This window comes from Congregibacter litoralis KT71 (genome assembly GCF_000153125.2).
GTDB classification, from domain to species: Bacteria; Pseudomonadota; Gammaproteobacteria; order Pseudomonadales; family Halieaceae; genus Congregibacter; species Congregibacter litoralis.
The window spans coordinates 3055770-3067918 of the sequence record NZ_CM002299.1 but is presented as its reverse complement, the minus strand read 5'-3'; the positions used below and the strand labels follow the sequence as shown (position 1 = coordinate 3067918).

The window sequence follows — 12149 nt, the reverse complement described above, 5'->3', positions numbered from 1 at the left end:
CAGTGGCTACCGTCACAGGATTGGCCGAAGATGAACTGGAATCACTGGTGGTCCTGACGGGCACGGCGACGTTCAAGAAAGAAAAGCCTCGCAACTTGGTCCTTCGGCGTGAATTGGCATCATATATACGCAAATTTGAGGTGCCCCGGCACTCTGACGCCGAGGTATATGCGGCGGTGCAGGCGATCGAAGATGCCCGTCACGAACGCTCCGCGGAGACAGATCGTGCTCACCGACTTTCGCTCACCAAAGCTGCGGCTAATCCACTGTGCCCGGTGTGTGGCTCTCAGATGACTGTAAGGGTTGCGAAGAAAGGCGTGAACGCTGGGCAGCAGTTTCTTGGATGTACAAATTTTCCGAGGTGCAGAGGCACGAGGCAGCTCGCCTGATCGAAAACGCGGGTATCTGTGGATTCTGTGCGGTGCTAGACCTCAACTACGGGATAGCAAGCCTCACCCCAGAGCGTATTGGGATGATCCATCATTACTTGTATTAACGTGGGCACCAGTTCGCCCAAGAACTTTGAACAGTCGCGCAGTTGACCTCTGTTGACGCTACCGCTCCAGGTTGCCCCGCCGTGAATCAATTGATTGCGCAGCGTGTAGAGACGTGTCAAAACGATACTCAACACGGTTGTGGTATCGCTTCGCGCTAGGGCTCTATGCGCGCCTGATTTAGTTTCAGCAAAGCGCGTCTCCCAGTCAGACTCCGATTCGTCGCCGTGGTGCGCATCCCAAAAAGGCTGGAACACACACTGATTATCGAGCAGAAGTTTTACAGTGCTGCTGTGCGTTTCCCTGGTATGGATGGCCTTTAGTCGAGCGGCCGTACATTTGGGGTTAATGCTAATTGCCTCGTTCGGGTTCTACCCCGATTCCACGGACGGTTTTAAAACGCCTGAAAACTTCAGGTCTTGCCTTGCCACTCTTCGTCTCATGCGAGGATTATGGAATCGCTCGATGTAGTCAAATATATCTGCTTTAGCGATATCCAAAGTCCGATATTTTGTATGGTGAGTGCGCTCCCGTTTCAGAAGACCAAAGAAGCCTTCGCAAGCCGCGTTGTCACCGCAATGACCCACGGCGCTCATTGAGCAGACCAGTGCATTTTGCTTGAGAAACCGCTGGTAATCGCCGCTGCGAAATTGCGTACCGCGATCAGAATGCAGAATGACAGACCACCCGCCTTGGCGTTGCCATAAGGCCATCTCAATCGCTCTAAGAACCATTTGGCGATCCTGACGATGATGCATCGACCAACCCACTACGATCTTGTTAAAGAGGTCGACGACAACGCACAAAAACAGCTTGCCCTCATCCGTCTTGAACTCGGTAATGTCGGTGACCCACTTGGTCTCCGGTTCCAATGCGTTGAAATCTCGCTCCAAAAGATTACGCACGCCTGGCGGCGGTAAGCCCGGTCTGCCGCGCTGACCTCGCTTCTTCTTACGAGGCCAGCCTTGTAGGCCATCGCGTGCCATAAGGCGAGCAATGCGATTCTTGCTGGCAGTCTCACCGGCATCGCTTAGGTCCTCATGCATGCGCGGGGCGCCAATGGCACCTCGACTGTCTTCGTGGATCTCGCGGATACGCCTAAGCAACCGCTCGTTGTCGACATGCCGATCACTGGGTAAACGCCTCTCCCAGTCGTAATAGCCGCTAGGCGACACCTTTAGGCACCGGCACATCATGCGGAGGGGGAATTCACTGCGACAACGCTGAATCGCCTGGTACCTCAGGACGATCCCTTTGCAAAGAACGTTGCCGCTTCGCGCAAAAAATCGCGTTCCTTCTTCACCCGGGCCAGCTCGCGCCTCAGTTGTGCAACTTCTTCATCGCGCGCATTGCCCGTGCCACCGAAGGCCCTGGCACCCTCCAATTCGGCCTCACGCTTCCAGCGGGTCAGCAAGTTGGGCCCGATGCCCAACTCCCGAGCCACCTGTGCGCAGCTTACGCCAGGCTGTTGAACTTGCTGCACAGCACCGCGCTTAAACTCTGGGCTGTACTTCCTTCTCTTGGACATAAACACTCCTTTTGCCCATTATCGGGCTTCTTTGAAGTGTCCGTAAAATCGGGGTAGAACCCTTCTGCGTTTAAGCGGCAGTGCGTGTTTTGCTATCGCTGGATGACTTCTCATTTATGCTCGAGACTGTGAGCCTTTGTATTGCAATATAGAGCGAAAGACAAAGCCCACTTACTAGAAGCGCGAAAAAACCGCGGCCTACCTCTAAGCTAAAGTATTTGTGACTGTCATTGAAATCCCTGATGACGTACAGGCACGCTACTGCGATCAGATTCATTTGAAAAGAGATAAGCCCAAGGAATAGAGGCGTCGCCGCCTCGTTTTTCTGCCTAAAGTAAAATGCTCCGGCCACGGAGACTAAGAGTAGAGTGGCGCTTAAAGGGATAACCAAACCTTGGTCGCTTATAGATTGGGCTGTCAGTGGGATCTTGAAAATCCATAGATTCAGAAAAATGTGTGCGAAACTGTTATAAAGTGCATAGCCGGAAAAAATCAGGGTTGCCAATAAAAGCGTTCTCTGCAGAGAGCTGTTCTTTTCATCGATCAGACTTTCTAATTTATGGCGGTACCTAAGCTGCAGAAAATACATGCCTCCTATGATCCCCAAAAAAAATGCCGTAGAGGATAGTAGTGTTTCACTAGTAATTGTTGATCCTGAGACAATTATTGGGATCACGAGAATAGGAGAGAAAGCAGAGCGGAGAAGATATTCGATTGAGTCTAATGCGAATCGGGGAGAGAGTGCTATGAAGCGGAGAACGGGCTGAATAAACCGGCAAACAGGACGAAAAATGCGGATTAAGTGAGTTACCACGCGATATGCCAGCCGAAACACAGCGGTAAGCATTATCAAGCCGATTAGGAAAAGAAACACTTTAAAAATTGTTTATGCCCTCTATGCCTATAAGTAGTATTGGCGGAGAACCAGTCTTCGAATTACCCTGGCAGCTGGGTTCTATGATGTCGGCAAGCGATCAAAATAGAAAAGACGTGCCTAAGGGATTACTTTGGTTTGCTAACTCAATCCTTTGTCTTTGCTGCAAGTTTAAGCCCTTGGATGGTTCCATTTTTTAAACGGTCTAATTCCTTCCAGGCACTTTGCGAAAATGCGGGTTGAATCGCCACCAGTTTGCTAGACACCTTTCAGCCATACAAAATGGCTATCAGAGAGGTGTTTATGAGCAACAAGCGTTACCCCGAAGAATTCAAGAGAGAAGCCGTTCGCCAGATCACGGATCGCGGCTACAGCGTGGCGGACGTGGCCAGTCGGCTGGGCGTGACGACGCACAGTCTGTATGCCTGGGTGAAGAAGTACGGGCCGGCTGCTGAGCAACATCGAGTGGAGGCTGATGATCAGGCCGAGATTCGTCGGCTACAAAAAGAGCTTAAGCGTGTCACGGAGGAGCGTGACATTCTAAAAAAAGCCGCGGCGTACTTCGCGAGCCAATCCGAGTGAGGTACGCTTTTATTCAATCCCATCGCCACCAGTTGCCGGTGCGGCATCTGTGTTCTTTGCTTAACGTTCACCCCAGCGGTTTCTATGCGTGGCGTCGACAGCCGCTATCGGCTCGCGGTTGTGAGGACAAGCGGCTCTCTGGCCTGATCAAGCAGTTCTGGCTCGAGTCCGGTGCTGTGTATGGCTATCGGAAGATCCATCGTGATTTGCATGAAATAGGCGAGTGTTGCGGCCCCAACCGTGTCCACCGTCTCATGAAAGACGCTGGAATCAGGGCGCAGGTTGGATATCGCAAGCCACGGCATAAGGTTGGCAAAGCGCATGATGTGACGCCTAACGTACTGCAGAGACAGTTTAATCCGGCTGCGCCGAACGAGCGATGGGCGACCGACATCACCCATATTCGGACCCACGAAGGCTGGTTGTACCTGGCCGTGGTCATCGACTTATTCTCGCGCCGGGTGATTGGCTGGTCGATGCAATCACGGATCACGAGCGATCTGGTTCTAGATGCCTTGTTGATGTCGGTGTGGCGTCGCAAGCCGGTGAGCAAGGTACTTGTTCATTCGGACCAGGGCAGTCAATACACAAGCTATGACTGGAGCGCGTTTCTACGCGCAAACGGCCTTGAGGGCAGTATGAGCAGACGCGGCAACTGCCATGACAACGCAGTCGCTGAAAGCTTCTTCCAGCTTCTGAAACGCGAGCGCGTGAAGCGCAAGATATATCCGACCCGGCAGGATGCCCGGGCCGATATCTTTGACTATATCGAGATGTTCTACAACGTCAGACGCCGGCATGGCTCGAACAGCCTGCTGTCACCTGTAGACTACGAACAGCATCACGAAAAACAGCTGAAAGGTGTCTAGCAAACTGGTGGCGATTCAGGTTTTAGTGTGCGGATCCGATTCAATCTAGTGTTCAGCGCCTTTTCATAAGAGTTCGCAATTACATTCCGTAGCTCAGAGACTCCTAAGCATGGCTCCACGAGGGATAGCGGACAGAACTCATCAAAATCTACCACTTTGCTGCAAGCTTCAGCTAAAGGTCGCGTGACTTGCATGAGAGTATTCTCGCTCGCACTGGTAAATGCGGGGATACAATCAATGTGTGTTGCTGCGACTATAACTATGGGTCTTTGCTGATTGGTATTGTTTCCAAAGTAGTCATTCAACTCGATGTTTACATCGCTATCTATGCTTCGCCCTGGTTGATTAGACCGCATTACCCATATCAGTAGGTCGGCATTGGCGATCTTTGAAACAGTTTCATCTACTGACTTGGCTCCTCGATCAATGCCTGGAGTATCTATGATGTATGTATCAAAGCCATCGGAGAGAGAGAATTCGTATGCGGAGTCAGTCTCAGTCGTGGGGGTTAGGCCTGACTCCGCCTTAAATTGATCGAGAATCGCGTTGATCAACGAAGACTTCCCAGAACTTGTCTGACCAATAACCATAATCCTGATTGGTCCGACCTCTCTCGCCGCGATATCACGGTCTTTCTGAATGTCTTGAGCAAAGTCCAGCTCATCATTCGCTCTTTTAAACATCCCTGAGTAGAGGTCGATCGCGACGCTCGCTACCTCTAGCAGATAGGCTCTTTTCAGGTTGTAGATTAGGTTTTCCAATGCCTGGTCACTAAGTGGGCCTAGCAAGGCCGACGCGAGCTCCTTCAATACGCCGGGTATACTAAATGCGGAGTAAACGCGATAAGCTTTGTAGGCGTTTTGAAGTTTGGTTCCATGTGACTGATAGATGTCCCAGGCCTGCAAAACCGTTGACACCTTTATGTCTCCCGAAAAAGGTACGTTCTCAATCAGCACCTTACGATACCGAGTGGCAAGAACTTCCGCTGCAAGTAGGGCCTCTGGAACTGTTGCTGCATACTCAGAGTGCGTTTGGGTTTTGTTCCAGCTTGCTGAAATCTTCCGAAGAACACTCATTGAGTGGTGTGGGATCGCGTCTAGCCGGCTATCTTTCTTTAATAGATCCGTAATGACGGCACTCGTTTCGTCCCAAACGCTTTGTTGAAACGTACCCCAAGTGGGATTCGCCTGTACCATATCTGTGGCCTGGCTGTCGGTAGTGGGTGATGTGCGGTTTCGCCAAATTAGCCAGCCAGATAGCCCCGATATGACGGCTATTACGCCAATGGCAGAAATCAGGCTCCAGCTATAAAATGTATTTCGATAGATGCTTAGCGCACCTTGCACAATTAGCAAGGTCAGCACGGGAAGGGTGCTTATTAGGAGTAGTGCTGGCCACTTGAAAATTAGGTTACGCACTTTTTTCGCCGGATTGAATGTCCCAGTTTCCTCGGTTTAACGCTTGCTCATACACTGACTTAAGCTCATCGATATCAACCTCCTGCCCATTCCGTTTTTGATACATGTAGTAGCAGGCGCCTCGGCCTAACGCAAAAGTCAGTCCAAACGACAGGGCCATAGCAGTGGCTTGCCCGATAGTTTGTCCCCAGACCGGGATAAAGCGACCGACCTGCGTTACCAATGCCCGTGAGCCGTAAGACGTGGCAAAGCCGGCGCCAAGGCAGCCGATAAACTCAAGTATTTCTTGCTTGTGCCACGCAAGACCATAAGCCTCTGCAAGTTGGTACAGCATTTTGATCTGTACTGATGGTACGGCTATCAAGCCTACTCCAGGTACCAGATCTGCGGACGCTGCAGCACCGCTGTGCCAGAGGATCTTTTCTCGCTGATTCAGATAAATCTTTTCCTCATGCGTTGTTGCCACGTTTTGGCGCAAGAACACTGCTGCCGATGGCATCATCTCTGACAAGCGCTCTCGAAGTGCTTCGACGTTCGTTTTGGTCGAAAAATCGACAACAACGAACGGCAAGTTCATTTTTAGCTGCCTTTTGAGGAGATTATGCAGGTGGTTGACAGCTCTTTTCGATTCCGCTGGATCATTTATGCCGTGCGGAGTGGTGTAGATCACAAGAACGCGTTCGAGTGACTGTTTTTGTAGTTTCGAGAGTGTCTCTATTACTGCCGACTGCTCTGGATCGTCTATCTTGATGACCACCAGAATCGCGTGCGTATTATTTGAAGCTTCGCTAACATCATCGGTCGCGACATAGCCAGCTTCGCTCAGTCCTCGGGTATCCAAGAACTCCATAATTGGCTGTTCAGTGGGATATAGGTATCGTGTGATCTCCCCGGTACATGGCTCAAAACCGTTGCCAATCTCGATATCGCTTTGGCCGGTGATCTCGGAGATAAGTGAGCTTTTTCCTGCACCGGTTTTACCGAGAAGCCAGATCCGGGGGACGTGTTGATGCAGGTACGTTTCGAGTTGATCCAGTTCTGGATCAACGTCCGCTAGCACGCTGCGTTGGAGTAAGTCGCGATATGTGTCCAACGAAAGCCATTGATTCTGAGAGGGTTTCGACGGTTCGGAAGTTGTTTCCGATTGGGTGTTACCCAAAATACTTTTTGCTTCTTGTATCCCCATTGCGCCAGACGTGACGGACCCAAGCAGACGCTCCGCGGGTTCAGATGATATCGTCCGTGAGCTGACGGCCTTTCTAAGCTGTTTTACAAAGTCGTAGTAAGAGTCCTTGTTGTCTATTTCAAATTGTTGGATGGGTACATCGATGGCCTCGTAGCCACTGCTAGTTTCTGCACTTGCGAGGCGCTTTTTGAGCCTCTCGTAGATTGATTTCTTGGCTCGGTCTTGGACTTCACCGTTTCGAATTAGTCGTGTGGCACCATAGCCAAGTGCGCCGCCAGCGAGCCCGGCTCCAACCACCCAGCCGATTGGGGTGGTGGCAATAAAGATACCGCCTAAAGCGCCGCCAAGAGTACTGGATCCGAGTATTGTGGTTGCGCCAACCGCGGCAGCAACGGATCCGGACGCGGCAACGCCCCCAGTCACGCCGAGACTTGTGCTGATCAAGTCCCCAGCTAGTCCGATTTTGTCTGGTCGAGCCTTCTCCAGGCGCTTAAGTGCCGATAGCAACTCCTTGCGCGACTGGCTGTCTGATCTGTCAGTTGGTCGCATCTGCAAATGCCAGCTTGAGCACGTTGAGAAACCACTGCAGGAAGGATTTTGCCATCGCTACAATATCAGCGAACGTGTTGATTAATGTTCCCTCTAAACTGCCAGATAACGGTTTTCCGCTGTCCAATCTAAATCCTATGCTGGCACTCACTGCAGCAGCTATCGGGGTGAGAATCGGGCCGATTATAGGCACGGCTGCTAGGAGAGTATGCAGCACTGCGCCAATTGCCAATCCAATGGTTAGGTGAGGAAACTTTGCAATGAATTCCATTATTTCGTAAACAATGAGCTTGCCAACGTACACAATTTCTCCACCAACCTCCCTTGTTACGTCCCACAACGCTGTGAGTCTTGTGACAATTTCCATTGGAAGATCACTATTGATCAACGTGACGAAGAAATCGTCCCGATCGTCTAGTGTTACTTTTGGTGTAAGCAGTCTCAGCTCTACAAGAGCATCAGTCTGGGTCATTACCTGCGACACTTTTTTCTCCTTTTCGGCATTCTATGGCGGTCCACTTCGATTGTGACATTCGCCTTATTAATGCGAGACCAATCCATCCTCTAGCATATGGTACTTCGAACGGCCGGTCGCTTATTGACTTAGATCAGCCATTTGGACCGGACAAATTAGGCGAATTTCGGTTTGCCTCCGGAGATCGTATCGGTTGCACCTAAATTATCTCGCCTACAAGGTATCCCGGGTTTTCTGGGTGTCCAGTGTGAAACCTCAAAGTATCAGTTCATTCATCGAGTACAACAATCGCTGCTGTGGTGGGTATTGTTCAAGATGCGTCTTACAGATAGCTCTTTTGGGGGTTGCAAAACGTGACGGTTGTCACGTAGTCGATAACGTTTTGCCTGATGAACAAGCCATTTGATCTTGGCTATGAGATGATAAAGGGGCATCAAGAGGGGTTCGTCCCCACCAACCGCCCACTCCGGGAACGGTGGTTAATCGATGCGCCATAGGCCCTGCTGCGCAGGTATGGAACAAAAAGGAGATATTCCGTGCGCGACCCTCAATTTTTAACTCCGGCTTCTGCACTATTCAGTGACGTTGAGCTCCTGTCTTTAAAAGCGTTCTACGCGGGCGAACAGGCGAGCTCTATCAGCAAGCGATTACCTAATCCATGGCCACTGGTGGCTCGACACAGGGCGCAGGATAGAACCGCCTTTCAGGCTACGAAGACTGTACTCGACGCCTTGTATTCTTCTCTATGATTCCGAAGCTACCGGTAATGAGCTGCGTTCAACAGCACAGTACATAGCGATACTTAACAGAACAGGTACGCCGCCGATTTAAGTACCAACTTGCGGGCGGGATAAAAATGCAGCTAAAGCGGCTGATCTGGCTTCTGTTCCCCGAGCTGATTAACGCCGACTATTCTCGGGGATTAGGAGTTACAACATGACTGCGAAAAATGAGACGTTTGAGCTGGTGGATGTTGATCCATGGGGCAAGAATAATGGGGGCCTCGTTCCCAAAAATGCCTCGCTGGTGTGTATTTACGGGCTCAATTTGGGCCCGGACTCGATTACTGAGGCGCTGTATCTGCGCATCTTCAATGAACATGTAGAGCTCTGGTTCGCGCACCCTAGATCACACGATCTCGACAACGCTGCATCACCATCCTCGTTGGCTTTTTCAGATAAACAGGCTCGAGCAGTTCTGGCGAATCGTTCTGGTGATACCAATACCGATGCGCAGAGTCTTTTCATTGCGTTGATACGTGCACGCTGGGGGCACGCGTGGCCCGGAAGATTCTATGTGCCAGGTGTTCTGTCAGAGCAGGTCTATCAGAAGACTCTTACCGGGATTGCTCGCGAGGGCGATCTGATGGCCTCCCAGGCGTCTGCTATTGAAACCTCCGTGGTTCGTACAGCCCGAGAGTTACGCCTGCAGCCGGAGCCCACAGGTACATCCCCAAGTGCCTGGCGGGCCCGCTGCTCTGAGACAAACCATTCGCTGTACATAAGCACTGACTCCAATACCTTTGGTTGTGGCTACTGTCGTCGAAAGGGTGGAGAAGACGAACTGCGTGCTTTTGTTGGCGATAGGAGACAAGGAGGAGCACCACCCACGATGGTGGCCCAAGGCCGTGAGGACGAGAATTCATGATCTCCCGACGGCAGTTCCTCCTCGGTGCCGCTACAGGATTTGTATTGCCACGATTTTATGAGCGAGCAGTTAACTTCTTTGACAATCATGGTGAGGCGCTTCTTCAGGCACCTAAGTCAGCCCATACGACCGTCATCGCGTCACGTGAAATCACAGACAGCTTTACGCTGTATCTCGGTGACCCATCAGAGGAGCCGCCGGAAATGACGCTACGGCAGTTTGTCGAGCGCTATTCTTTTGAGCCGGTTGAAGAGGCGTTGGCGGAATGGGCTGAGACTGGCATCGAGCCCGATGACACGCTGGATTGGTCTACCGTTTGCGACGCTTGGTGTCTGCACGACAGTCCTAATGTCCGTGCGTATGAGCTGCTGTGTGATCTGGATCTGGGGCCCAACTCGTCAGCCGATTCACCGGTAGGAGAGGTGAGGTTTTGAGGTCGGTCGGAATTCGTGGAGTCCATCGGATCGTTTATCTTTACGATCTGGAGGACAACGATGGAAAGAATCCCCAAGGCATCTTACACGCCGGAGTTCCGGGCTGAGGCCGTGAAGCTGGTTGAGTCGACCGGCATGTCGGTGGCGAAGGCGGCAGAGCGGCTGTCGATCCCCAAGAGCAGTCTCAGTAACTGGGTGCGTGCAGCCCGGGCAGGAAAGCTGAAGCAGGTGGGTGAGCATCAGCGCGCACCCACAGAGCTTGAGATGGAGCTGGCCCGTGCCCGGCGTGAGCTCGCTGAGGTCAAGCAGGAGCGCGATCTGCTAAAAAAGTTTGCGGCGTACTTCGCGAAGGAATCCCGGTGAGGTACGCGCAGATTCACCGGCTACGGCACGAGCACTCTGTCGCCGCGATGTGCCGTCTGCTGGACGTATCCGAGAGCGGCTACTACGCCTGGCGCAAGCGGCCGCCGTCACCACGGTCGAAGGCGAACGCGCGTTTGACGCTGGAGATCAAGGCGGCTCACGAGCGCACGCGCAGGACGTATGGTCCCGAGCGACTTCAGTCCGATCTTGCCGACAACGGTATTCGTGTCGGCGTACACCGCATCAAGCGTATTCGCCGCGAGCAGGGCCTTCGCTGCAAGCAGAAGCGGCGGTTCCGTGTGACCACGGACTCGAAGCACAGGCTGCCTGTGGCGCCGAACCGGCTTGCCAGACAGTTCTCCGTCGATGTGCCGAACAAGGTGTGGCTGACGGATCTCACCTACGTCGACACCGCCGAGGGCTGGCTGTACCTGGCAGGCATCAAAGACCTGTTCAACGGGGAGCTTGTCGGATACGCGATGTCGGAACGGATGACGGTTAACCTGACGGAGACGGCACTGCGCCGTGCGATCGATGTCAGGCAACCAGGTCCTGGGCTTCTTCATCATTCCGATCGCGGCAGTCAGTACTGTGCGAGGAGCTATCAGCAGCTGCTACGGCAGCACCAGATGCTGTCGTCCATGAGCCGCAAAGGAAACTGTTGGGACAACGCGCCGATGGAGAGCGTTTGGGGAATCCTGAAGTCGGAGCTCATTCACCATGAACGCTTTGAGACGCGTGCGCAGGCGAGAGCAGCGATCCGGGAGTATATTGAGATCTTCTACAACCGGACTCGGAAACAAGCGCGCCTCGGTTACCTATCCCCGGTACAGTACGCTACGCAGCACCGCCACAGTCAGGTGGCATATTGAGCCGGTGGACTCTACGAAAACCGACCGACCCCAGTTTATCAATGGACCATGCCCGGGCAACGACTACAAAGGTGTTGAGTTGCCGACGGCACTGGATGTCAGCCTGTTACAGCACCGTCTGAATCGACTTGAAGCGGGTGTACAAATCATCATGGACTAACGTCAGCGATACGCTTAATCACGAATATGAGCTGAATCGGCGCGGGCTTTCATGATGTAAGTCCTGTTTTTGACGGGGTTTGTCCAAAACCTGCTTATTGAGGCGACATGTAAATCTATACACGATGGCGTTTGTTGGTCGGTTGCCTAGGATGTGTCCTCTATACAAACGCGCGGAGCAAGAAGCTTCATGGCATCAATTCATACACAGGGAGAGCCGGCTATGGCGATCAATCTTCAGATAAAAAAGCGAGCTCTCAATATTCTCGCATTCACCGTACTGACAAATGCGGTAGCATCGAATGCGCAGGTTGATATCGGCAACCTGAGCACTAATCCTTTTGATTCGGATTCGGTGAGCAATCCCCTCGGCGCTGGCAGTCCGTTCGAAAGCAACAGCATAAACAACGCTTATGGGAGGTATGGCAGCCCATACAGCAATCAGTCGGCCACCAACCCATACGCGACACAGGCTCCCAAGCTTTACGACAGCCAGGGAAACTACCGGGGCAAGCTTAGCGCGAACCCTTACGATCCCGAGTCAGTGAGTAATCCTTATGGTCGATATGGCAATCCAAACTCAGTAGATTCTATAAATAATCCCTACGGGGCAGGCAGCCCATATGCAACCGACAGTCCCAATAACCCATTTGGTCAGGGGCTTAAGATAATCGGAGACCAGTGAGGCGCAGTGGCATT

10 protein-coding genes and 1 riboswitch are annotated in these 12149 nt (G+C 52.3%); of the genes, 6 read left to right on the top strand and 4 right to left on the bottom strand.

The genetic code is table 11. The features are described 5' to 3' along the window. The first annotated feature begins 2 nt into the window (after nt 1-2). Nucleotides 3-389 (top strand): topoisomerase DNA-binding C4 zinc finger domain-containing protein, encoded by a 387-nt coding sequence (locus KT71_RS21400; RefSeq protein ID WP_008294724.1) that lies wholly within the window; start codon nt 3-5, stop codon nt 387-389. A gap of 476 nt (nt 390-865) precedes the next feature. On the opposite strand, the gene KT71_RS13950 is transcribed toward KT71_RS21400, so the two are convergent. Continuing rightward, nucleotides 866-2022 (bottom strand): IS3 family transposase gene (locus KT71_RS13950; RefSeq protein WP_152025179.1). Its coding sequence is split into 2 segments (ribosomal slippage): nt 866-1782 and nt 1782-2022, totalling 1158 coding nucleotides; the frame shifts between segments, so codons are not numbered across the junction. Between the two features lie 1177 nt (nt 2023-3199). Between KT71_RS13950 and KT71_RS13930 the strand changes: the two genes are divergently transcribed. Continuing rightward, nucleotides 3200-4347, top strand: a protein-coding gene (locus tag KT71_RS13930) for an IS3-like element ISGpr2 family transposase (protein ID WP_169729183.1) whose coding sequence is annotated in 2 segments (ribosomal slippage) — nt 3200-3437 and nt 3437-4347 — 1149 coding nt in all. Because the reading frame shifts where the segments join, the coding sequence is not laid out codon by codon here. Here the strand turns inward: KT71_RS13930 and KT71_RS13925 are convergent. The 3 genes from KT71_RS13925 to KT71_RS13915 form a co-directional block, all read right to left on the bottom strand. Then, nucleotides 4344-5711 carry a GTPase gene (locus KT71_RS13925; RefSeq protein WP_152025246.1) on the bottom strand — a complete coding sequence of 456 codons (1368 nt, stop codon included), beginning with the start codon at nt 5709-5711 and terminating at the stop codon, nt 4344-4346. The two genes, KT71_RS13930 and KT71_RS13925, sit on opposite strands and share 4 nt — an antisense overlap. 46 nt (nt 5712-5757) lie before the next feature. After that, nucleotides 5758-7395: a YcjF family protein gene (locus KT71_RS19790; protein WP_023660083.1), complete on the bottom strand. Its 1638-nt coding sequence runs from the start codon at nt 7393-7395 to the stop codon at nt 5758-5760. A gap of 91 nt (nt 7396-7486) precedes the next feature. Then, nucleotides 7487-7984: a hypothetical protein gene (locus KT71_RS13915; protein ID WP_008294731.1), complete on the bottom strand. Its 498-nt coding sequence runs from the start codon at nt 7982-7984 to the stop codon at nt 7487-7489. Between the two features lie 416 nt (nt 7985-8400). Then, nucleotides 8401-8509: riboswitch (SAM-I-IV-variant riboswitch) on the top strand. A gap of 402 nt (nt 8510-8911) precedes the next feature. Between KT71_RS13915 and KT71_RS13910 the strand changes: the two genes are divergently transcribed. The 4 genes from KT71_RS13910 (at nt 8912) to KT71_RS13890 (ending at nt 12135) form a co-directional block, all read left to right on the top strand. After that, complete coding sequence (locus tag KT71_RS13910) at nt 8912-9622, top strand: hypothetical protein (RefSeq protein WP_008294732.1); 711 nt, start codon at nt 8912-8914, stop codon at nt 9620-9622. Continuing rightward, nucleotides 9619-10056 carry a hypothetical protein gene (locus KT71_RS13905; RefSeq protein ID WP_008294733.1) on the top strand — a complete coding sequence of 146 codons (438 nt, stop codon included), beginning with the start codon at nt 9619-9621 and terminating at the stop codon, nt 10054-10056. Before KT71_RS13910 ends, KT71_RS13905 begins: the two co-directional genes overlap by 4 nt. Before the next feature lie 60 nt (nt 10057-10116). Beyond that, nucleotides 10117-11291 (top strand): IS3 family transposase gene (locus KT71_RS13895; protein ID WP_152025221.1). Its coding sequence is split into 2 segments (ribosomal slippage): nt 10117-10387 and nt 10387-11291, totalling 1176 coding nucleotides; the frame shifts between segments, so codons are not numbered across the junction. A gap of 382 nt (nt 11292-11673) precedes the next feature. Further along, nucleotides 11674-12135 carry a hypothetical protein gene (locus KT71_RS13890; protein WP_008294737.1) on the top strand — a complete coding sequence of 154 codons (462 nt, stop codon included), beginning with the start codon at nt 11674-11676 and terminating at the stop codon, nt 12133-12135. Nucleotides 12136-12149 lie beyond the last annotated feature (14 nt).

Coding starts and splice junctions, on each gene's coding strand:
- KT71_RS13910 (WP_008294732.1), top strand. CDS start 8,912: ATGACTGCGAAAAATGAGACGTTTGAGCTGGTGGATGTTGATCCATGG.
- KT71_RS13890 (WP_008294737.1), top strand. CDS start 11,674: ATGGCGATCAATCTTCAGATAAAAAAGCGAGCTCTCAATATTCTCGCA.
- KT71_RS13905 (WP_008294733.1), top strand. CDS start 9,619: ATGATCTCCCGACGGCAGTTCCTCCTCGGTGCCGCTACAGGATTTGTA.